Origin of the sequence: Vibrio sp. Vb1980 (assembly GCF_033338615.1) — a bacterium.
GTDB classification, from domain to species: Bacteria; Pseudomonadota; Gammaproteobacteria; order Enterobacterales; family Vibrionaceae; genus Vibrio; species Vibrio alginolyticus.
Window position 1 is genome coordinate 304,387 of sequence record NZ_JAWOSZ010000002.1, and the last position, 21,328, is coordinate 325,714.

A 21,328-nucleotide genomic window follows, 5' to 3' on the forward strand; every position below is an offset into this window, starting at 1 on the left:
TGATCTTCAATCAGTCTAAACCAATAACGGGTACTATTTAGTGAGAATTTGACAGGCCTCAAACAAAATGTTGTAAAAACTACAGAATTGGATGTGTAAACGAAGTTTTGTTGCGCTAGTCGCACGATAATGATGTTTGAGTTACATCAAAACGAAAAAAAATTTCAAATTGATGTAACTCGATCTGGCCGTTAAGACGATTGAATATCAACAACCAGCTGTTGAATTCTTTTCATCAAATTTGGTGCTTGCTTGGCGATTTCGCGTTGTTCATCAAGCACTGAGCTCAAAATTTCTTTTGTGGTCAGTGGATTTGCCAAAACCACTCGAAACACTATCGTATTCATGCGTTGCCATTGGTCTGGGTTCAGTCTTGTACGTGAAACGAACGATTTGCCCGTTTCGCGCTGACGCTTTTGAATAAACTGTGTTAACTCATTGATCAGCTCATTCAGTTGTTCTTTTTGTGAGCCTTCTGCTTGTGCTAATGCTTCACGGATGAATGGCGGCAAATAACGGTATGTGAGCAGACAAAGCTCTGGTTCAGAAACTAACTCGAAATCATCTTGCTGTTTGATTAAATCCGCAAAGTATCGAGCTTTTTCAATGCTTTGGTCAATCAGAAGCTCGTAACCTGGGCGACTTATGATGTGCATTGCGGCGTAGACCAACATCGCCATGCCCGAACGTGAGCCTTCTAGTGTATGGCTGCCTAGGTCTTTTGAACCTTTGCGCAATATATATTGAGCGTGATGCTCTATGGATTTCATTGCGTCAGGGTCTTTGAACAGAACCATACCAGCGCCCATCGGGATATAGAGCTGCTTGTGTGCATCAATAGTTACTGAGTCTGCCATTTCCACACCTTTAAGAAGATGACGGTGATGGTTAGACATAAGTGTTGCGCCACCCCATGCGGCATCCACATGGAAGTGACAGCCGTGGGCTTGGCAGACTTCAGCGATTTCAGGCAATGGATCAACATTACCTGTCTCTGTTGTGCCAGCCACACCAATAACAGCAATAGGTTTGATGTTTTGTTTTTCGAGCTCAACAATTTTCGCTTTAAGGTCGTCGACAATAATACGGTTGTTGGCATCGGTTTTAACCGCAACCAAGCCCTCTTGGCCTAGCCCTAATACATCGGCTGCTTTCTTAAGGGAGTAGTGACCACGCTCAGACACTAGCACCGCTAAGCCATCATAGCCATAGTGCTTCATGGCTTTAAAAAGGCCTTCCTTTTCCACGCCTTTAAATGAGCCATTGGCTCTTAACGCTTTGTTACGTGCTACCCAAAGCGCAGTGATATTGGCAATGGTGCCGCCGGAACAAAATGCGCCTAATGAGTGGTTTGCACTGTGCATCCACTGATTGTAAAAAGTATCATTCTGACCATATATCAAGCGATGCAGCATACCCAAAACTTGACGCTCAAGTGGCGTAAAGGCTTTGGAAGTCTCTATTTTTACCAGGTTTTGGTTTAAGGCGATCATGATCTTTGACAGTGGCATCAAGAAATAAGGCAGTGCCGATGTCATATGACCAATGAAGCTTGGTGAAGATGTGTGAACTGAGTGCGACACCAAAGTGTCGAGTAAGTGCTCTGTATGATCTGACACGAACTCTGGCTGCTCAGGAATCTGAGCAGAAGAAAAGTCTTTTTCGATTTCGCGTAAAGGCTTTTCTTCTGCCACGATGTGTTCACGAAGAAATTGATTTAGATTTCGCGAGAGGCTCTCGTCAATTTTAGTTAACGTTGAGTCCGGACCTTCTGGGACAGTGAAGATCTTTAGCAAGCTCTCAAAGCTAACATCAGCGGTTTTTTGTTCCTTAACCATAGCAAAGAATCTTTGTAGTTATTTTGGTAATGCGAGCGGCACAATCTAAACTAAAACGGGCGCAAAGTCCCGTTTTAATTGTTGAAACCCAAGTTGTAGAAATGAAAATTTTAGGTGAAGGTGACGATATTCACATTAAAAAATTCTAGATTGAGTACGTTAAAACACTCTGATGTTATCGAATGCTAATCAACGACTAATGCGAGCAATCTTAGTCACATTTCTGCTTTTCAATCTTTTCTATTGACTGATTGTACTTATTAAGTGCGGTATCAATTTGTTGGGGATGACTAAGCAGATCAGCGAATGCTGAACGAAGCTCGTAGTTTTTTGGATGATTAGTTGATTGACGGTCGCTAAATGTCTGTTTTGCAACTTCACCTAACTTATCGCTTCGGGTCGCTAACTGCTTAACGTCATGTTGCTCTAGTTTTAACCATGCTTCGATTGGCTGTTCCGTCGCAACGCGGCTAGGGTCGTTCTCTAGAAAGTAGTGAACCGCTTCGCGGTTTAATTCAAAGTGATGTTTACGTCCATCCAAGAACCATTGGCTAACTTCTTTCAGATCTGGATATTGGGTAACCGTCAAATCAACAAGATCTTGATACCACTGTAGTGAGGCATCGACGTAGCCATCGTATTTGCTAGCAAGACATTGTTGATCTGCGGCAAGCGTAAAAGTTGAGCTTGTAGCGAGGAGCGCTGCAACGACAAAGCGTTTCATTCTTCTTCCTTCTGGTTGTTATCCCTTTATTAACGCAATGCACATCAGTTGATGTTTCTCCCTTCTTTCTATTTGGTCGTGACAAATCGTTGAGCTGAATGACGAAAAGAAAGAGGGGGCTTGCCAAAAAATATTGACCACTTTGACGTTAACTGGGTATTTAAATTTTTGCCGTATTGTAATGGATGTTAAAGCGAAAACCTGAGATCTAGCTAGCAAGTGATACAAAGAAAAGCATCATAACTGGTACCAATAAACTCAAAATAAAGCCGCTAACGATAGCAACAGGAACACAACGCACACCACCGGTGGTTTGAATAACGGGTAGGGTGAAGTCCATTGCTGTTGCACCGGCATAACCAATTGCGGTGCACGGATAGCTACGAATAAAGAGAGGAATGGCAACCAGTGCGACTAGCTCTCTCATCAATTCAATCAAGAACGACGCGCCACCAAATACCGGACCAAAAGCGTCACCCATTAAAATACCTGCGAGTGAATACCAGCCAAAACCTGAAGCCATTGCGAGTGCTTGATAAAGAGGAAGATCCAAAAGCACCGCTGCAAGAACGCCACCAAGCATACATGTTGCGATGACCACGGCTGCAATGGCCATTCCTTGTTTATTTAATAGGATTTGACGCAGAGTAAGCCCACTATTGCGCAGCTGAATACCAATAAAAAATAGAAGTAGAAAGAGTATCCATTCGCTTGCTGTATCTACCCAACTCAAATCAATGGGTAACAGCAGGCCAACCACTAACCCTCCGCCAACGACCACGATAAGCTTAACAGACTCTAAAGCCATCGAAGATAACGGTAGCTTCTTTTGATTCTGATTGGTCTGGAGTGGAATAATTTTATCAATAATAGGCAGAGCCAACAGGTTGCAGGCACTTAGACACAAAAAAAACGTACTCGCATAGAGGAGAATACTTTGTAAGTTGCTGCTTAAATTATCGAGCGCCGCCAAACTAAGACCCATCAACGACAAAATGACGTAAATAAGGTAGGACGTTGACTGATTGATCTTCTCCAATAACGAAGATCGAGATATAGGAATTAGATACCCCACCACAAGCGGAGCGAAAATAAATAGCATCCCTGAAAACATAAAGCTCAATGATTCCTTTTTGAGATAACATCAACACGCATAAATCAAATTATCTATCGGTTGAAATTAAAGACATTTCACCACACACAGCTCAGCCTTGAGCGAATCGTTTTATCACGGATAAGATATTATCAGAAAGCGATAAATTACAAACCGCTAGCATTGAGTACAGCACGGATTTGATCATTGAAGTCAGTATCACTCATGTTACTAAGTTCATACAAGACTTCTGCACCAGTTAAGTTGAATTCAACTTCGTGTTCGTCAATGCGTTCATCGTGATTGCGGAACATCAATAAATGATGCGCAATTCTAGCGATGTCGAGATAACTCACTTCTGGTCGCGTTAATTCGTATTTTTCGTTTGAGGATACTTCTCTGAAGTCGTTGTCAAACCCCCAACGCTCAAGCACCAGTTTACTTGTGGCAGAACAACGTGTTTGGAAGATCTGCAATGCAATATCTGGGTCTAAGTAATTGCCCCTATCTAAGTACAAGTGGTACTCATTAATTAGACAAAATAATCCTATATCGGCTAATAGACCGACCAATAACGCCTTTTCTTGCTCTAGATGACCATAAGTGCCTGGCTCGTGGCTACGAAACGATTGAACCAACATCACCATGACGGCACCGAGCTCACGAGATATCGCCGCACTCTTCACCAAGATGGCATTGCATTCTTTAGTGAGATTAACTGAGTGTTTAAGTTGCTCGATCGCTTGTGCGGTAACAATATCACGTACACGAAGTATTCCGAGACGAGATACCGCTGTAGTTAAGTCGTTGCAGGTGATATTTCTGCGATTGAAAATCACAGAGTTAGCGACTCGTAAAACGACCGCTGCTAATCCGGGATCTTCCAATAAACAGTTAGCAACATCGGCAATCGTGGTGTGTTCTTCGACACATAACTGCTGAATTTTAAGCACGACATCAGGAATAGGAGGTAACGAAATCTTACCCGTGGAGATGGACTGTTCTACCAGCTGAGCAAACTCGGATTCCAGTGCGTTTATAAGCTTATCTTTATTATTTGGCAGCCAAAAAAATGATAAATGTTCCATTGTGACGCTGTACTTGAGATCTTTCGTACAGTGTACCCTTACAGCGTATTCTTTATCAATTAAATGCGTATTATGTGCCCGTAATTGCCAGCGAGATCATAATGATGGCGTGTTTTAGGCATGCTATGCGTCAAAAAAATATCACCACACAAACAATAAGTGTGAAACTAATCACGTATGCAGAATTTATACTTTTTTATATGTGACCTATGTCCTAACTTATTTTTCAACGTTAAGTATGATTAAGCAAGTTGGTGAGCACAACTCACAAAAATATCGCCAACAAATCGACATTTATAATTCGCTATAAGCTGCTGTTTATCTGGTGACATCGCTAATCGGGGTAATTTATTCAGATTAAAGAGGTCAATGGACATGACAGACCAAGCTTTTTTTAAATATGTACGCACCTTCAGTGAGTACCAAAAACGTTCTATGTTCGGTGGTATTGGTTTATTCACCGATGATGCTATGTTTGCGCTTGTCAGCAATGATTGCTGCTACTTACGTGGTGGTAATGGGCTAGATGAAGTGTTTACTCAACTGAGCTGTGAGAAGTATAAGCACGTCAAAAAACAGACGACGGCAACCGTAAATTATTATGATGTAACCGATTTATTCGAATCCGGATATGTAGGGCTTGATGAACTGGTACAGAAATCAATTGAATACTCAATTAAGGAACGGAAATATCAAAAGTCCTCTGCCAGTAGACGCTTAAGAGACTTACCCAACATGCAACTAACCCTTGAACGTATGGTCAAGAAAGCCGGTGTTGATGACGTAGAAACCTTTTTAGAACTTGGACCTGTAAAAGTCTTCAACAAAGTTAAAACGGCTTACGGTAATGATGTTGATGTAAAGCTACTGTGGAAATTTGCTGGTGCAACTGATGGCGTACATTGGAAACTGATCCAAGAGCCGCGTAAAAAACAGTTATTGGCACTGTGTGACTAAGCGAAGCTGATCGCACAATGATTGACTCGTTTCGATGGAGTTAGCGGGTCGTAAAGGCAAGTGTGAAAAGCGGAAAAAGGACGTTGAAGTTTTTTACCACTTCATTGAGTTAGTCATTAAATTAGACAAAAAAACCGAGGCAGAGACCTCGGTTTTTGTTTTTTTAATTTGCTCTTTTCTTATAGCACAAATCTTAAAACTTAAAACGCGTAGTGAACATTACCTGATCACCGTAAAAATCGTTGATACGTGCTTCAGCACCCAAAGAGAAAAGCTCTGTTGAGTGGAATCGAGCGTAGGCAGAGCCAGTCCAATCGTCATCGTTATCGATAGAAACGTAGCCGACTTTGCCGCCTACTTCTAATTGAGGGCCCAACCATTGGCGAACACCTAAGTTAAGCTCCATACCAACATCTGTGCTGCTCTCATTCGAAGGTTGCACAACGCGCATTAGCATTTCACCAGTAAGATCTGCCCAGTTGTTTAGCGGAGAATGGAAGCCAAAGCCTGCAGCTGAGTCAAAATCACTTTCAAACTCAGAGTCAATACGAGCAATAACATGCGCGTTCGGGTGAATTGATTTGCTGAATCCAGCACCAAATGTCACAGGACTTGCGCCAATACGTGCTTCGAAATAGTCGTAGCTAAAGTTGCTCATAGTTGCTGGCGCATTGCGATCGTTTGCAGCTAGGGCATGGCTTGATGCCACTAGTAAGGCAGCGGCTAATAGTGTTTTACGCATAACTAACGATAAACCTTGTTCATTATTTCCATGGATTCAAGCAACCACTTGAACCGTAATCTGATTTGTCCGACATCATAATAAAAAGGAAGGTCCACGACCAACAAAAATGTGTCGATGTTTTGTCAATTAACTTAATAGTTCCTTGGTTTAAGCAAAAACTACGCCATATACGTAGTGTCCGAGAATTTCACTCGGACAAGTAACGATGTTTTTCTAACCTCATTCGACTATGCGAGGTTAGGTGGTGCAATGAGCATCGTTGAGTTCAAGTTAGAACCAAACACTTTATTACTCGCCAAAGCTTGCTCTTCTTTCTGCCATGGCGTTGAGGATTGCCTCAGAATCAAGGATTTGAGTCCAGGATAGCAGGTTATCATCATTCTCAATCACAAACGCGGTAAGCTGAGACACGATTGCTTTTCTCAATGCTTCACCTTTCCAAGGTTTGGCAATGTAATAATCGAGACTCGCGTTATTTACGGCTTCTACGGTGTCTTCCAAACCAGCTTGTCCTGTGAGTAAAACTTTGCGCGCTGCTTTTGTGTCACCATTTTGACTGAGTTCGATTAAGAAGCTGATCCCAGTTTGTTCCGGCATAATGTGGTCACATAAAATGAGCGCAAGCTGAACTTCTTCTTCCGCCATCTCCTCAATCACTTGCCGAGCTTCAGTCACCGATTCCGCTCCTTCGACGACAAAGTTCTCCTCGAAGGGAGCAAGATCTTGGAGCACGCTATCCAAGACTTCTCGTTCGTCATCGACACATAAAATTAGATACTTGGTCATGTTTCATCTCCTTCTTCGATGACTGGTAACCAGACGGTCATTCGTGTGAACTGGCCGATCTCTGATTCGACGTCAATCCACCCTCTGTGTGCTGTTACGATTTGCTGGCAGATGGACAGCCCGATGCCTAAGCCAAAATTACCTTCTTTTTTTGTGGTGAAGTTCAGCTCGAAAATGGCGTCTCTTTGCGATTCAGGAATGCCACATCCATTATCTTCAAATGAGATAACGGCATAATGTGTGTGCTCTTTTTCTACAAGGCGTGTTTGTATGTTTAACACACCTTTCTCTGGAAATGCGTCAATGGCGTTAGAGACCAAGTTCGTCCACACCTGTTGGAGTGCGATCGGTTGACAAAGGATGGAAGGCAAGTTTGCATAGTCGGTTGAAACTTGGTGCATTTTTAATTTGTTCTCGAAAATCACCAAGGTGTCTTCAATGCCCTCATGAATATCGGCATAGTGCAGGGTCTCATCATCTGACCGAGCATATCCTTTCAGGCTTTTTACCATATCAGCAATTCGTGCTGCACAGACATTAATTGAGCGAAGTGTAGAACCTGCTTTGTGGTATTGCTCTAGTGTATTGAGAGCATGATAAGACGTTTGCTGCTTTCTCGTTAGTTGGGTAAGTAGCTCGTGATCGGATTCTAAACCAAGGCTCACCACTTTCTTTGCCAACGCTCGGTCTGGAAGAGTATGGCTAAGCGCTTTTACGCGTGATCTGAGCTCGGCGGTTGAAGCGGGTTTTGAGGTTTGCGCTTTGCTCAGTAATTCAATGCCTTTGGTTTGTATATCGGAACTTGGCGCATCGTTAAGTAATCGTTCTAGCGTATGCGTTAAATTCTCTACGCCCCTCAATATCGCGGCTACTGGATTGTTTAGTTCGTGGGCCACTCCCGCAACCAATTGACCAAGCATCGCCATTTTTTCTCTTTCAATGAGCTGCTGGTGGGCTGATTCTAAAGATTCGAGCGTTTTTTGAAGTTGCAGTTTGGTGTTGATGCTTCTTTGCAATCGGCGGTTGAAGTGGCGTAAAAGCAAGTTTGTAAAAAGAGGCAGTAAGTTTGAGTCGCTTTGCATCACTTTATTGAATACGTTGCGATCGAGTTTGATAACTTCTGTTTTGGTTAGTGTTAGAGCTGTCGAGAAAGAACATTCCCCAGTAACAAACGACATGCCTCCGACAATATTCCCTTTGTTATGGCGTACAACCTCTCGCTGCATGCCTTGCTCATCGCGCTTGTACAGAGCCACTTCACCTTCGGTGATAAACCACAAAAAGCAATTTGGCTCGCCTTCCACGGTTAATAAGTGTTCAGGTGAGTATGTACGGCACGCTCTTGTTTCGTCATTATCTTTAAAAAATTGCTGGAGAGCGGAGATCACTTGCTCGGCTAACTCGGCATCAGACATCGAGTGGTAGTCGTGTAAGAATCCGGCTTGATAATGGCTCATCTGGTTATTGATGTGCGCTCGCAACAAGCTGTGATGATCCAATATCTGACTGTAACTTAGCAGGTCTTCTTTACCGTTTCGCAATATAAATTGGGTCAGCTCTTTTTGCACTGTGTTAAATAAGACGTGATCTGGCAAAGGTTTAGTGAGGCAGTGGTCGAGCCTGCCCTCATTAACGGCAGTGAGAATTGCCTCTATATCAGACGAGCAGCTAATAAGAATTTTTCTTGCTTGCTCGGTATGTGGCATCCGGTCTAAACCAATAAGAAAATCCACGCCGTTAAAATGAGCGTGATGGCTCGCTATAACTAAAGCAACAGTCTGTTCTCTTTCTTCTAGATACTCTAAAGCGCTTTGAGCCTCTTCTATCGATTCGACAGAAAATATATCAAACTTACTTGAGAAGGCAGACAGCTCCAATCGAAACTGTTCAGCACTGATTGGGTTGTTGTCGAGACACAACACAGCATAACGATTCACAGATGTTTTAGCTCCGGTTAAAACTTCGCCACGCAAACTTTAACAATAAAAGGACATGATGAGTGGGAGCCAAGTATGATTCCTGATTAATGGACTAGAATAAGCATCAATAGTCTGATTTGTCTCAATGTTTTCTCCACAGGTGGTTTGGGGTAGACTGACCGAAAATATCTAATAAGTGACGTTATGCAAAATCTTAAAAAAATCGGCGCCATTGGTGGTGCTATCTCATTAGCACTGTGTTGGCCATTGGCTGTCGGACAAATTGGTCAGTCCATCATTGAAGATGGTATTACCAATATGAATGATGAAATGATTAAAGGCGAAGTGGTCGAGTATCAGCGTGGCTATTTGTCTTCAGTCGTGCTGACTCGTTATTCAGTTGTTGATCCTGAGCTTAAAACGCAGTTAGAGCGTGATGGTATGCCAACGACGTTTGACGTAACCAGTGATGTTAGCCACGGTCTAACAAGCCTAACAGCAGATTCAAAATTGGTGGACAATGACTTTTTGCCTCTCACGATGCATAGCCAGACTCAACTAAATGGCAATACAGCATTTATCCTCGACCTAGACAGTTGGCATTATCGTAACGAAGCGCAAGGTGTTTCTGTTTCTACAAGCCCTGCAAAAGTAACAGGTGATGTGACGGTATTGGGTGATCTCAATTACCAAGTTTCCGTTCCTTCTGTTCAAGTGGATTTTGAAAACGGTGAAGAGCTTCATCTGAATGCATTGACAGGGCAAGGTAAAGGAAAGCAAGCAAAAGGCTACTGGTTAGGCGAGCAGTCTTTCTCTCTAGAGAAGCTGGATGTGGTTGATGCGAACTTGACGCCTGTCTTTTTGATTGAAAATGCGAGCTACCGTGGTAACACTACGATGAGTGAGTCTGGTGATAAGCTGAACAGTCAATTAAACCTAGATGCTAAGAAACTACGTTTAACTGATGGGACGGATGTCGATAACTTTAAGTTGGATTTCTCAATTGCAGATGTGGATAGCCAGTCTTTTGATCAAATTATGTCTATCTATCAAAGCTCTCCTATGTTAGATGAGCAGGAAATTGCGAATTTATTGCCGCATGTCGATACGCTGTTTAGCAAAGGTTTTGATTTATCCGTGAACGAGCTTTCACTCGCGTTCGGTGACGGCAAGTTCCACAACGAGTGGCAACTATCCATCCCTGAAGGTACTAAGCATATTACTCAAGATCCAATGAAGTTGGTGACGGCCACTACTGGTGAACTTAGCACTTACTTCTCTGATGAATTAGTAACGCATTACCCATTTATTCAAGAAGGGATTGATGAGCTCCTTATTATGGAGTTGATCGAAAAAGTAGAGGGCGGTTATCAATTAAAAGCAGAAATTGGTGAAGGCAAATTGAAGTTCGAAAATGGGCATGAGTTCCCATTGGTGGCTCTACTTATGCCTGCTTTGATGCAGCAACAGTAATTCGTGTTGTTGCGAATTTGTTCCAATTCAACGCTTAGTCTTTAAAAAGAGGTCGTAAGACCTCTTTTCTTGTTTTTATCACTGCAAAAACGTGATATTAATTTCGTAATATTTACATAGCAGGAGCAATGAGCATCATGGAACAAAATACGGACAACGTATTTAACTTCAGTGCAGGACCAGCAGGTCTGCCTAAAGCAGTTATGCAGCAAGCACAACAGGAACTAATCGATTGGCAAGGCCTTGGTACTTCGGTCATGGAAATCAGCCACCGAAGCAAAGAGTTCATCAAAGTTGCAGAAGAAGCCGAGCAGGATTTACGTGATCTTCTGAATATTCCGGACAACTATAAAGTGCTGTTCTGCCAAGGTGGTGCTCGTGCTCAGTTTTCTGCTGTTCCTCTAAACTTACTTGGTGATGCCGATATGGCAACTTACATCGATGGTGGTTATTGGGCTGAAAGCGCCGTAGCTGAAGCGAAAAAATACTGCGAACCAGACGTGTTTGATGCAAAAACAGAAATCAACGGGAAAGTCGCGGTTCTACCTGCAAGTGAATGGAAAATTGCTCCAGAAGCGGCTTACGTTCACTTCTGTCCAAATGAGACCATTGATGGTATTGAGATTAACGATCTTCCTATCACCGACAAACCGATTGTTGCTGACATGTCTTCGACAATTCTTTCTCGTGAAATCGATGTGTCTAAATACGGTGTGATTTACGCGGGCGCTCAGAAAAATATTGGTCCTTCCGGCATTGCTATTGCTATCGTGCGCGATGATTTATTAGGTATGGCGAAGCAGGTACTACCAAGTATTTTGGATTACACTGTTTTGGCAGAAAAAGAATCAATGTTCAACACGCCACCAACATTTGCATGGTACTTGTCTGGTCTTGTTTTCAAATGGCTGAAGGCACAGGGTGGAGTAAAAGCAATTGAGCAAGTGAACCGCGCTAAAGCCGCGCTACTGTATGATTACATCGATCAGTCTGATTTCTACCGTAATGGCGTGCACTCAGCAAACCGTTCTTTGATGAACGTGCCATTTCAACTTGCTAAGCCTGAACTGGATGCAACCTTCCTTGAGCTAGCAGACTCTAAAGGGCTGAAAGCGCTAAAAGGTCACCGAGCAGTTGGTGGTATGCGAGCATCCATTTATAACGCAATGCCGCTAGAAGGTGTTCAAGCGTTAGTAGACTTCATGCAAGAGTTTGAGAAAAACTACGCGTAAGCTCAAACTGATAGTTGTTCTCCAAAGCGTCGCTATTGCGGCGCTTTTGTTTATCTCAACTCACATCATTCCAGGAAGGTAAAATGACCAAGGCAAATATTGAAGCGCTGACTAAGCAGTTCCCACTCTTGGCTGCACTTATTGATCTTGAAGAGGTTTGTTGGTTCAACCCCCATATCACTTCCTTGGAGGAAGGCTTACCTCATGTCGGGTTAGATGAAAAAGATATTCAAGCGGCGAGTGAACGGCTAACACGATTTGCGCCTTATTTGATGAAAGCGTTTCCCGAAACGGAAACGTCGCGTGGCGTTATTGAGTCCGCAGTGGTGGATATTCCCAATATGAAAGTGCGTTTGGAGCAGCAATACGACACGCCAATATTGGGCCGTTTAATGCTCAAAAAAGACAGTCATTTGCCAATTTCTGGTTCGATCAAAGCGAGAGGTGGTATTTATGAAGTGCTCACTCATGCAGAAAAGTTGGCGTTTGAAGCCGGCTTGCTCTGTGAAAGCGATGATTACAGCAAATTGTTCAGCAATGAGTTTCGGCAGTTTTTTAAGCCGTACAGTATTGCGGTTGGCTCAACCGGCAATCTTGGTATGTCCATCGGCATCATGAGTGCGAAGTTGGGTTTTTCAGTTTCAGTCCACATGTCTGCGGATGCGCGGGAATGGAAGAAAAATAAGCTCCGGTCACATGGTGTTAATGTCGTAGAGCACCAGGAAGATTATGGTATTGCTGTCGCGCAAGGTCGTAAAGAGGCAGAAAAAGATCCCAACTGTTTCTTTATCGATGATGAAAACTCACGGACGCTGTTTCTAGGTTACTCTGTTGCGGGTGAGCGTCTTAAGCAGCAATTTGATGACTTGGGAATCGTGGTTGATGAGCATCATCCATTGTTTGTTTATCTTCCTTGTGGTGTTGGCGGCGGGCCTGGTGGGGTGGCATTTGGCTTGAAGGTAGCATTTGGCGAGCATGTCCACTGTATTTTCGCAGAGCCAACGCACTCACCGTGCATGCTGTTGGGCGTACATACAGGCTTGCATGACGATATTTCGGTACAAGATTTGGGTATCGATAACATCACCGCCGCTGATGGTTTGGCAGTCGGGCGTGCCTCGGGATTTGTCGGAAGAGCGATGGAAAGGCTACTTGATGGTTTTTACACCATTGATGACGCTCGTATGTATCACCACTTGGGTGAGTTAAGTGAACTGGAAGGTATTAATCTAGAGCCTTCTGCATTAGCCGGTATGATTGGGGCAGTGCACGTCTCGAATAACCATGCTTATCAGTCTCGAATGAAATTTGACGAAGAAAAACTCAAAAACGCAACACATCTTGTTTGGGCAACAGGTGGGGGCATGGTTCCGGAAGATGAAATGGCGGCTTATCTCAAAAAATCTGGTCGGTAAATCAGCACTGTATACGTGCTTAATTAGGTAACTAATAATACAGGAATAACAAAAGGGCTCATCGTTTGATGAGCCCTTCTCGTCACTGAAAATCGAATTATAGAGATTGTAATAGCTGGTAGTAACGACCTTTTTGAGCGAGTAGCGTTGGATGGTCGCCTTGTTCGATGATCTCACCTTGTTCCATCAAACAGATGCTATCCATACTTTCTAGCTCTATCAGTCGGTGTGTAATGAATACTACTGTCTTATTAGCAAAGTGTTCATTGAAAAGCGCCATCACTTTTTGTTCCGTACGCTTATCGAGGCCTTCAGTCGGTTCATCTAAGAGTAGGATTGGGGCATCACGTAGCAATGCTCGAGCAATACCGATTCGACGTTTCTCACCACCAGATAACTGACGACCGCCGTCGCCTAACCAAGCGTCTAACCCCGGCTCTTCAAGAAGTCCGCCAAGTTCGACTTTTTGTAAAATAGTAGACAGTTGCTCATCACTTGCATCCGGAGCGGCCATGAGTAAGTTGTCACGTAGTGTCCCGTTTAGTACATCTACGCGTTGACTGACCACAGTCATTGCTGCTCGCAGGTCCGACTCGCTCCAATCTTGCAGTTTTGTACCACCGATTCGAACTTCACCTTGGTTAACATCCCAGTAGCGGCAAAGAAGCTGAATCAGTGTTGATTTACCTGAACCTGTTTGACCTACAATTGCAGTTTTAGTGCCCAACGGTAGTGAGAGTGACAAGTCTTTCAGCACCTTTTGCTGACCGTCAGGGTAAGTAAAATCTATGTTGTCGAATTCAATGTCTAACGTTGTGTCTTTATGTTTCGACTGCTCAGGGAAGACGACGTCAGGTTCAGCCAAAATTACTTCATTTAAACGACGAGCAGAAGTCAACGTTTGACCGAGATACTGGAATGCGCCCGCGATAGGCATCAGAATCTCAAAGCTAGCCATGGTTGCAAACGCGAACAGCGCAATCCAAGGATCAGGAGCACGACCACCTACGCCGTCTGCAGCAAACCAAAGCATCACAACCAGTGTAATGCCGTTCACCAGCATAAGCAGGCCTGAAGCCATGCCCGTTAAATTCGCGTTCACAAATTGGTTAGACAGCAACTGCTTCTGCTTCTCTAGAATGAGATTACGATAACGTTCTTCTGCTCCAAAGATACTCAGTTCACTGTAGCCTTGAAGCCAGTCCAGTGTCGCCACTCGCAATTGCGCTTTATGATGAGTGAGATTCTCGCCATTGTTTTTACCCAGTTTATAGAACAGTACTGGCCATACAAACAACATGACGGTAAGAATCGAGCCAAGCAGTAGGGCGAGATGCCAATCAAAGAACGCCAGGACAGCCGTTAAACTCAATATGCCAAAAACACCAATCACGACAGGGCTGATAAGTCGAAGGTAAACGTGATCCATCGCATCTACGTCCGCTACTAAGCGGTTGAGCAGATCGGCATCACGCATCGTAGAAACACGACCCGGAATCAGTGGTGCAAGTTTCTTAAAGAAGAAGATGCGTAGATCGGTAAGCAGCTTGAACGTTGCATTGTGGCTAACGACACGTTCTCCCCATCGACCTGCGGTTCGAGCCATTGCAGCGCCGCGTACCCCGGCACCTGGTAACATGTAGTTGAAGGTCTCACGAGCAACCGTCAAGCCTGCCACCGCTGCGGCTGAAATAAACCAACCTGATAGCGTTAATAAGCCAATAGACGCCGCTAAGGTCAGAAATGCCAGTAGCATACCTAGCGAAAGACCAAACCAGTGTTTTTTATAGAGTTTTAGATAAGGGAGTAAATCACGCATCTAAGTTCCCCTTGTCTGTTTCACGTTGTGCGAGGTTCGCTTCCAACATGTCTTTAAATAAGCCATCTTCTGTCGACAGTGTGGCGTAATCACCACGTTGAACAATCTGGCCGTCCTGCATAACAAGAATTTGCGATACGTTTTGTAAAGGCGCAAGTTGGTGAGTAATCATCAAATTCGTTGTGGCATGCGCATACTTGTTAATGCCTTCCATCACGAGTTTTTCACTGCGAGCATCTAAGCTTGCGGTTGGTTCATCTAATAACCAAAAACGACCATTTTGTAGCATGGCGCGAGCCAGTGCTAAACGCTGCGCTTGGCCGACAGATAAACCACCAGAACGATCAGATATCGGATAATCCAACCCATGCATTTCAACAAATTCAGCAGCGTGAGAGTCATTCAACACAGAATGTACGTCTGCATCCTGAATATTTTGCTTACCTAGTGTGATGTTATCTCGAATGCTACCGTGTAATAGCATCGGGTTTTGACCAATCCAGCTTACTGCCTCTCGCCATGTGGCTAGATCCAGTTGCGACAATTCGCAGCCATTAATTTTTAAGCTACCTTGATAAGGCATGAAACCGAGGATTGTGTTTACCAAACTTGTTTTACCTGCGCCACTTGGTCCAACCAACGCTGTACTTTTGTTGGCTTCAAGAGAGAAGGATAGGGGACCTGCGAGCTGCTTACCTTCCGGACTAAAAATGGTTAACTGGTCCGCTTCAATATGGATAGGGCTGTTTTTATCTAACGCTTGGGTACCATCTTTGATTTGATCGACTTCCAAATCCAGAAACTCGACAATGCTTTCTGCTGCGCCAACCGCTTGCTGTTTCGCATGATAGAACGTGCCCAAATCACGTAATGGCTGATAAAACTCTGGAGCAAGAATCAGAATGAACAAACCAGCAAAGAGCGTAACACCTGCGCCGTAGTAGCCGAAATCGAGCTCCCCGATATAACTAAAGCCAAAGTAGACAGCGGTAATTGCGATAGAAATAGAAGTGAAAAACTCTAACACCGCAGAAGACAGAAACGCGATTTTCAGAACGTCCATGGTACGAGTACGAAAGACTTCCGAAGCACCCTTAAGAGTTTCAGTTTCAGATTTTGTTCTATCGAATAAGCGAATGGTCGTCATTGCTTGCAAGCGGTCATAAAAGTGACCCGACAAACGCTGCATTGCTTTAAAGTTTTTACGGTTTGCTTCTGCGGCTTTCATCCCAACCAGTGCCATGAAAATAGGCACTAGTGGTGCAGTGACCAGGAAGATCAAGCCTGCTGCCCAGTTTACTGGGAATACGACAACCAAAATGATGAAAGGCACTAGTACCGATAATGACATTTGAGGCAAGTAGCGTGAGAAGAAATCTTGCATATCTTCTACCTGCTCTAAGATGAGCGTTGCCCAACTGCCAGCAGGTTTGCCTTTGATGTAAGCTGGCCCAAGTTTATGAACTTTATCTAAAATGAGTTGGCGAATATAAACTCGAATTTGCTCCCCGCAACGGTAACCGGCAAGCTCTCGACCCCAGGTACAAGCAGCTCGACCGATAACCGTGCCACCGAGCCCAACAAAATGCCAAATGAGGTCGGCTTTGTCGACTTGGTCAATGATTAACTGGTGCAGAATGGAGGCGAGCAGGGCTGCTTGAGCCAATAAAAACACGCTTGAAAGTACGCCTAGGCCTATCGCAATCATAAGCCAGCGCTTGGCTAACTTACTTTGTTGCTTCAGCCACTTATTCAAGCTGCTTTGCTTTTTCTTATCCATCGTGAAGGCTTAATGATAATTGTTTTAATGAGGCGGTAGTATACAAAAGAAAACCCAGCGGGAATACCGCTGGGCTTTAAGGATATGACACAAATGTGAAAAGTTATTTGTCACCAAGTGAGTCTAAGAAACGTTCAGCATCTAATGCAGCCATACAACCTGTACCTGCAGAGGTGATCGCTTGACGGTAGTTGTGGTCCATTACGTCGCCAGCTGCAAATACACCTTCGATACTAGTTTGTGTTGCGTTGCCTTCAAGACCTGATTGAACGATGATGTAGCCATCTTTCATGTCTACTTGGCCTTCAAAGATTTGTGTGTTTGGCTGGTGGCCAATTGCGATGAATGCACCCATTACATCGATATCTTCTGTCGCACCGCTGTTCACGTCTTTAATGCGGACGCCCGTTACGCCCATATCGTCTCCCAGTACTTCATCGAGAGTGCGATCGGTATGAAGAACGATATTACCGCTTTCAACTTTATCCATCAGACGTTTCACAAGGATCTTCTCTGCGCGGAATGAATCGCGGCGGTGGATCAGGTGAACTTCTGACGCAATGTTAGAAAGGTATAGCGCTTCTTCAACAGCCGTGTTACCACCGCCCACAACTGCAACTTTCTGATTACGGTAGAAGAAACCGTCACAGGTTGCACAAGCAGAAACGCCGCGACCTTTAAATGCTTCTTCAGACTCAAGGCCAAGGTATTTTGCTGATGCGCCGGTAGATATGATTAAGGCATCACAAGTGTACTCACCTGAGTCGCCTTTTAAACGAAATGGGCGTTGTGATAGCTCTACTTCATTGATGTGATCAAATACGATTTCAGTTTCGAAACGCTCGGCGTGTTCTTTCATGCGATCCATCAATGCTGGACCTGTCAGTCCCTCAGCATCGCCTGGCCAGTTTTCAACTTCAGTTGTGGTGGTTAGCTGACCACCTTGTTGCATTCCCGTCACAAGCACAGGGTTTAAGTTTGCACGCGCTGCGTAGACGGCAGCTGTGTATCCTGCAGGACCAGAACCAAGAATTAATAATTTACAGTGTTTTACGTCGCTCATTATGGCTCCAAAAAGGGCGTAACATTTCCCTCGATTGTATGGAAATTCTTAGTGCTTTAAAAGCATAAACAACGATTGTGATCGAATAATTGGTTATAGATTAGAACCCACTAAATATTGATAGAGAACGTTGACTTCTAGCATAAAATTCTATTCGTAGTAGAGAAGTCTAGTTTCAAATATTGTCAAAGCGTAAAACTGAAACATGACTCTGTTTTTGTGGTTTAATTTGGTTTGTTATGTTGTTTTTGTCGTTTTGTTGAAGCTATCAACGTTAAAAGCTGGTAATTGCAGAATATTTGCGTAACCTAGTGTGTAAATTAAATGTTAATTAATGTGCCTCATTAAAGGAGCAAATGATGTTACATTCACGTGAGAATACTCTACATTTAACACAGCTCAGCATGGCAGCAATTGAGCAGCTTTCCCCATCGTTTGAAGAACTGCCTCGTACCGAACATGCAGATGGTCAGTATCGACTACGACGTTATTCTGTGGTTGGTTTTGATAACGGCAAAGTCATCGACTTAAATAAAAATAGCTTTGTTCAATCCTCTGATATCAACCGATTTCAAGGTGATGTTGTAAGACAATTCGAGCCAATTGAGAAGGATATTCTTACCAGCGATGGATTTCGAGAAATGTGTGAATTGTTTGTCAATGCGAATCATCTGCCAAACGGTCAAGAAATAGAAATTCACCAAATCCGTATCAGGGCACTGGAAGAAGAAACCCAAGTAGCACCTGAAGGTGTGCACCAAGACGGTTTTGATCACATTGCAATGGTTGGTGTGGGACGCCATAACATCATCGGTGGCGACATCATGCTGTACAGCAGCCATAACCAAGCCCCATTTTTCCGTAAAGTGCTAGAAACCGGAGAGGTCGCAATCTTGGCTGATAGCAAGCTGTGGCATAACGCGTGCCCAATCCGCTCTGTTATTGATGACGAAGCGGGCCATATGGATGTATTTGTACTCACGGCTACGGATAAGCGTAATGAACTTCAATCTTAATCAGATCAGAGAGCAATTTCCGGCGTTGGCTCAATACCACAACGACAAGCCCGTGACGTTTTTTGATGGTCCAGGTGGCTCACAAGTGCCTCAATTAGTACTAGACAGCATGGTAGGGTATTTAGGTCGTTTCAACGCTAACTTAGGCGGGCATTATTTTTCTAGCCAAGTGACCGTTGACGTAATGCAAAATGCGCGTGAGTCGGCTCAGGCTCTACTTAATGCCCCTTCATCTGGCAATATTGTCTTCGGTGCCAATATGACCTCACTAACCTTTCAGCTTAGTCGCGCGATTAGTCGAGATTGGCAAGTAGGAGATGAGATCATTGTTTCCGCTTTGGATCACTATTCAAATGTATCCAGCTGGCAGCAAGCGGCAGAAGATAAAGGCGTTACGGTTCATCAAGTTCGTATCAACGAAGAAGATTGTACGCTGGATATGGAGCATTTAAGCCGCCTTCTTTCTGATAAAACGCGCCTTGTCGCTGTGACTTATGCATCGAACACGACGGGCTCTATTGTGGATGTACAGCAAGTAGTCAGCATGGCGCACAATGTTGGGGCACAAGTTTATGTGGATGCCGTCCATTATGCGCCTCATCATTTGGTTGATGTTCAAGCGTTAGGTTGTGACTTTTTAGCTTGCTCAGCTTACAAGTTTTTCGGACCGCACGTTGGTATTGCTTACATAGCCGATCAGTGGCTCCACAGTATTCGCCCTTACAAAGTCGAGCCTGCCACTAATATAGGTCCAGGTCGATTTGAAACAGGAACGCAAAGTTTTGAAGGTCTTGCTGGTGTCGTTTCTGCGGTTGAGTATCTGGCTCAATTTGGTGAAGTCGGTTTACCTCTTCGCCAACGGTTGGAGCAAAGTTACCAACTGTATGAACAACATGAGCAGCGCTTGAGTGAGCGTTTCTTACAGCGTTTGAATGCATTAGATGGTGTCAATCTATTCGGTATCGCAAAGGAAGATAGCCAACTCCGCACGCCAACTTTTGCGCTAACGTTTGACCGATATTCTCCAGAATTCATCGCGAAAACACTGGGTGAACATAACATTTGTGTATGGAATGGTCACTTTTATGCGTTGGGCTTAGTTCGTCAACTTGGTTTAGAAGAATCGGGTGGTGTAGTGCGAATTGGTTGTATGCATTACAACACAATAGAAGAAGTCGATATGTTATTCGATGTGCTAGAAAGCATCCTTGACGCATAACTAACGATTTCTTCCTAATAGAAAAACAAAAGCTCGAGTCAAACTCGAGCTTTTTTCGTTTTTATTTGAATCAACGCGTTTTACAAGCGATTACTCACTAACTTCAACTTCATAGGAAGTGAATTTTCTTACATTAATAACGCCAGTATCAAAGATGAGGTATTGACCTTTGATGCCTTGCAAAGTGCCAGTAACAACCGGGTTTTTATCGAAGTTATGCGAAGTGATCTTCGTTGGGTGCTGTTGTACCGGGTAGCTAAGGTCGGTAATGCTTTCGTTTAATACTTCAATGGCATCTTCGCCGAATTGCTGTTTTATCTCGGCAATTTTCTCTTCGACTAAAGGCAATAGCTCAGCAAAACGGTCCTGCAATGCCATAGGTTCACCGTCACCTTTAAGCAGTGTGCGCCAATTGGTCTTGTCTGCGATATGTTTCGCCAGTTCAACTTCAATTAAACCGGAGATATGGCGAGTTTTTACTTTAAAAATTGGCAAGCCCTGAGTCGCGCCTTGGTCAATCCAACGAGTCGGGATTTGAGTATGACGAGTAATACCAACTTTTAAGCTGGATGTGTTGGACAGGTAGACAAAGTGATCCACCATGCAATTCTCTTCACCCCATTGTGGTTCGCGACAAGTCCCTTGATCGTAGTGGCAGGTCTCTGGCTTCATGATACACATGTCGCAGCTTGCTAGCTTTTTCATGCATACAAAACAGTGGCCTTGCGAATAACTCTTTTTCGTTTTCTTTCCACATGAGCAACAAAAAATATTGCCAGTGTGAGTCAGTGTGAGCGTTTTACCCAGAAACGGAGTTAAGTCGATTTCTTCCTCACCGACAGGAAGACGGTAGTTGACGGCACCGTCCAGAGAAGCACGCATTTTGTTTAGCGTGCCAGTTGCAATTAATGACATGACATTACTCATTATTGTGTTTTTGCACAGTATATACTGAAGTGGAGAAGAGATGCAGGGTTGACAGGAGCTTTAAAGTAAATGTCTTGCACTAAATTATTATGCATCGTGTTTTATTTTCTAAAAATTATGGCTGTGAAATGCTTCGCAAATAGAAGTTGAGCTGCACTTTTTAGAAATTTTAAAACGTGATAACGGTTCAAAATCCGTTACTATGTGTCGAAACTAAGAATTGAATGAGAAAGT

Annotated in this window: 17 protein-coding genes; 6 read left to right on the forward strand and 11 right to left on the reverse strand. The window is 43.8% G+C overall.

Annotated features, from left to right (window positions below):
- Positions 1 to 191: 191 nt before the first annotated feature.
- From panP to R7F64_RS04615, 4 genes are all read right to left on the reverse strand, one after another.
- Positions 192 to 1,838, reverse strand: coding sequence for a pyridoxal-dependent aspartate 1-decarboxylase PanP (panP, locus tag R7F64_RS04600; protein WP_047100728.1), 1,647 nt, complete (start codon positions 1,836 to 1,838; stop codon positions 192 to 194).
- Between the two features lie 211 nt (positions 1,839 to 2,049).
- A complete protein-coding gene (locus R7F64_RS04605; protein WP_017634875.1) occupies positions 2,050 to 2,562 on the reverse strand; it encodes a hypothetical protein in 513 nt (170 codons plus the stop codon).
- A gap of 208 nt (positions 2,563 to 2,770) precedes the next feature.
- On the reverse strand, positions 2,771 to 3,676 hold the full coding sequence (locus R7F64_RS04610) for a lysine exporter LysO family protein (RefSeq protein ID WP_005378011.1): 906 nt from the start codon (positions 3,674 to 3,676) through the stop codon (positions 2,771 to 2,773).
- 146 nt (positions 3,677 to 3,822) lie between these two features.
- Positions 3,823 to 4,743 carry an HDOD domain-containing protein gene (locus R7F64_RS04615; protein ID WP_025766846.1) on the reverse strand — a complete coding sequence of 307 codons (921 nt, stop codon included), beginning with the start codon at positions 4,741 to 4,743 and terminating at the stop codon, positions 3,823 to 3,825.
- Between the two features lie 369 nt (positions 4,744 to 5,112).
- Between R7F64_RS04615 and R7F64_RS04620 the strand changes: the two genes are divergently transcribed.
- Positions 5,113 to 5,700 carry a TfoX/Sxy family DNA transformation protein gene (locus R7F64_RS04620; RefSeq protein ID WP_005378007.1) on the forward strand — a complete coding sequence of 196 codons (588 nt, stop codon included), beginning with the start codon at positions 5,113 to 5,115 and terminating at the stop codon, positions 5,698 to 5,700.
- Between the two features lie 193 nt (positions 5,701 to 5,893).
- Here the strand turns inward: R7F64_RS04620 and R7F64_RS04625 are convergent, their stop codons facing one another.
- The 3 genes from R7F64_RS04625 to R7F64_RS04635 all read right to left on the reverse strand — a co-directional run bounded on the left by R7F64_RS04625 (position 5,894) and on the right by R7F64_RS04635 (position 9,168).
- Complete coding sequence (locus R7F64_RS04625) at positions 5,894 to 6,442, reverse strand: hypothetical protein (protein WP_005378006.1); 549 nt, start codon at positions 6,440 to 6,442, stop codon at positions 5,894 to 5,896.
- A gap of 291 nt (positions 6,443 to 6,733) precedes the next feature.
- Positions 6,734 to 7,231 carry a response regulator gene (locus R7F64_RS04630; RefSeq protein ID WP_005378005.1) on the reverse strand — a complete coding sequence of 166 codons (498 nt, stop codon included), beginning with the start codon at positions 7,229 to 7,231 and terminating at the stop codon, positions 6,734 to 6,736.
- Positions 7,228 to 9,168 (reverse strand): ATP-binding protein, encoded by a 1,941-nt coding sequence (locus tag R7F64_RS04635; RefSeq protein WP_318071487.1) that lies wholly within the window; start codon positions 9,166 to 9,168, stop codon positions 7,228 to 7,230. Before R7F64_RS04635 ends, R7F64_RS04630 begins: the two co-directional genes overlap by 4 nt.
- Positions 9,169 to 9,354: 186 nt before the next feature.
- Here R7F64_RS04635 and R7F64_RS04640 point away from each other — a divergent pair, with 186 nt between their 5' ends.
- From R7F64_RS04640 to R7F64_RS04650, 3 genes are all read left to right on the forward strand, one after another.
- Positions 9,355 to 10,623, forward strand: coding sequence for a DUF945 family protein (locus R7F64_RS04640; protein ID WP_042521988.1), 1,269 nt, complete (start codon positions 9,355 to 9,357; stop codon positions 10,621 to 10,623).
- Positions 10,624 to 10,760: 137 nt separating this feature from the next.
- Positions 10,761 to 11,855, forward strand: coding sequence for a 3-phosphoserine/phosphohydroxythreonine transaminase (gene serC, locus R7F64_RS04645; RefSeq protein WP_318071488.1), 1,095 nt, complete (start codon positions 10,761 to 10,763; stop codon positions 11,853 to 11,855).
- Between the two features lie 83 nt (positions 11,856 to 11,938).
- Positions 11,939 to 13,270 carry a D-serine ammonia-lyase gene (locus R7F64_RS04650; RefSeq protein ID WP_042521984.1) on the forward strand — a complete coding sequence of 444 codons (1,332 nt, stop codon included), beginning with the start codon at positions 11,939 to 11,941 and terminating at the stop codon, positions 13,268 to 13,270.
- 97 nt (positions 13,271 to 13,367) lie between these two features.
- On the opposite strand, the gene cydC is transcribed toward R7F64_RS04650, so the two are convergent.
- From cydC to trxB, 3 genes are all read right to left on the reverse strand, one after another.
- Positions 13,368 to 15,089 (reverse strand): heme ABC transporter ATP-binding protein/permease CydC, encoded by a 1,722-nt coding sequence (gene cydC, locus R7F64_RS04655; protein WP_047100726.1) that lies wholly within the window; start codon positions 15,087 to 15,089, stop codon positions 13,368 to 13,370.
- The gene (gene cydD / locus R7F64_RS04660; protein ID WP_047100725.1) at positions 15,082 to 16,869 is read right to left on the reverse strand and encodes a heme ABC transporter permease/ATP-binding protein CydD; all 1,788 of its coding nucleotides are present in this window, start codon (positions 16,867 to 16,869) and stop codon (positions 15,082 to 15,084) included. The genes cydC and cydD overlap by 8 nt, the downstream gene beginning before the upstream one ends.
- 103 nt (positions 16,870 to 16,972) lie before the next feature.
- On the reverse strand, positions 16,973 to 17,932 hold the full coding sequence (gene trxB, locus R7F64_RS04665; RefSeq protein ID WP_005377991.1) for a thioredoxin-disulfide reductase: 960 nt from the start codon (positions 17,930 to 17,932) through the stop codon (positions 16,973 to 16,975).
- 359 nt (positions 17,933 to 18,291) lie between these two features.
- On the opposite strand from trxB, the gene R7F64_RS04670 reads away from it, so the two are divergent.
- The gene (locus R7F64_RS04670) at positions 18,292 to 18,948 is read left to right on the forward strand and encodes a 2OG-Fe dioxygenase family protein (protein WP_005377989.1); all 657 of its coding nucleotides are present in this window, start codon (positions 18,292 to 18,294) and stop codon (positions 18,946 to 18,948) included.
- Positions 18,932 to 20,167 carry a cysteine desulfurase-like protein gene (locus R7F64_RS04675; protein ID WP_065274399.1) on the forward strand — a complete coding sequence of 412 codons (1,236 nt, stop codon included), beginning with the start codon at positions 18,932 to 18,934 and terminating at the stop codon, positions 20,165 to 20,167. The genes R7F64_RS04670 and R7F64_RS04675 overlap by 17 nt, the downstream gene beginning before the upstream one ends.
- Positions 20,168 to 20,257: 90 nt before the next feature.
- On the opposite strand, the gene R7F64_RS04680 is transcribed toward R7F64_RS04675, so the two are convergent.
- A complete protein-coding gene (locus R7F64_RS04680; protein WP_005377984.1) occupies positions 20,258 to 21,082 on the reverse strand; it encodes a DUF2797 domain-containing protein in 825 nt (274 codons plus the stop codon).
- Between the last annotated feature and the right edge of the window lie 246 nt (positions 21,083 to 21,328).

What these genes read in the sequence shown, in the direction of transcription:
- R7F64_RS04615 (WP_025766846.1), bottom strand. Translation starts at nt 4,743, where the DNA reads ATGGAACATTTATCATTTTTTTGGCTGCCAAATAATAAAGATAAGCTT.
- R7F64_RS04605 (WP_017634875.1), bottom strand. Translation starts at nt 2,562, where the DNA reads ATGAAACGCTTTGTCGTTGCAGCGCTCCTCGCTACAAGCTCAACTTTT.
- cydC (WP_047100726.1), bottom strand. Translation starts at nt 15,089, where the DNA reads ATGCGTGATTTACTCCCTTATCTAAAACTCTATAAAAAACACTGGTTT.
- R7F64_RS04650 (WP_042521984.1), top strand. Translation starts at nt 11,939, where the DNA reads ATGACCAAGGCAAATATTGAAGCGCTGACTAAGCAGTTCCCACTCTTG.
- cydD (WP_047100725.1), bottom strand. Translation starts at nt 16,869, where the DNA reads ATGGATAAGAAAAAGCAAAGCAGCTTGAATAAGTGGCTGAAGCAACAA.
- R7F64_RS04610 (WP_005378011.1), bottom strand. Translation starts at nt 3,676, where the DNA reads ATGTTTTCAGGGATGCTATTTATTTTCGCTCCGCTTGTGGTGGGGTAT.
- panP (WP_047100728.1), bottom strand. Translation starts at nt 1,838, where the DNA reads ATGGTTAAGGAACAAAAAACCGCTGATGTTAGCTTTGAGAGCTTGCTA.
- R7F64_RS04640 (WP_042521988.1), top strand. Translation starts at nt 9,355, where the DNA reads ATGCAAAATCTTAAAAAAATCGGCGCCATTGGTGGTGCTATCTCATTA.
- R7F64_RS04670 (WP_005377989.1), top strand. Translation starts at nt 18,292, where the DNA reads ATGTTACATTCACGTGAGAATACTCTACATTTAACACAGCTCAGCATG.
- R7F64_RS04675 (WP_065274399.1), top strand. Translation starts at nt 18,932, where the DNA reads ATGAACTTCAATCTTAATCAGATCAGAGAGCAATTTCCGGCGTTGGCT.
- R7F64_RS04680 (WP_005377984.1), bottom strand. Translation starts at nt 21,082, where the DNA reads ATGTCATTAATTGCAACTGGCACGCTAAACAAAATGCGTGCTTCTCTG.
- R7F64_RS04625 (WP_005378006.1), bottom strand. Translation starts at nt 6,442, where the DNA reads ATGCGTAAAACACTATTAGCCGCTGCCTTACTAGTGGCATCAAGCCAT.
- trxB (WP_005377991.1), bottom strand. Translation starts at nt 17,932, where the DNA reads ATGAGCGACGTAAAACACTGTAAATTATTAATTCTTGGTTCTGGTCCT.
- R7F64_RS04630 (WP_005378005.1), bottom strand. Translation starts at nt 7,231, where the DNA reads ATGACCAAGTATCTAATTTTATGTGTCGATGACGAACGAGAAGTCTTG.
- serC (WP_318071488.1), top strand. Translation starts at nt 10,761, where the DNA reads ATGGAACAAAATACGGACAACGTATTTAACTTCAGTGCAGGACCAGCA.
- R7F64_RS04620 (WP_005378007.1), top strand. Translation starts at nt 5,113, where the DNA reads ATGGACATGACAGACCAAGCTTTTTTTAAATATGTACGCACCTTCAGT.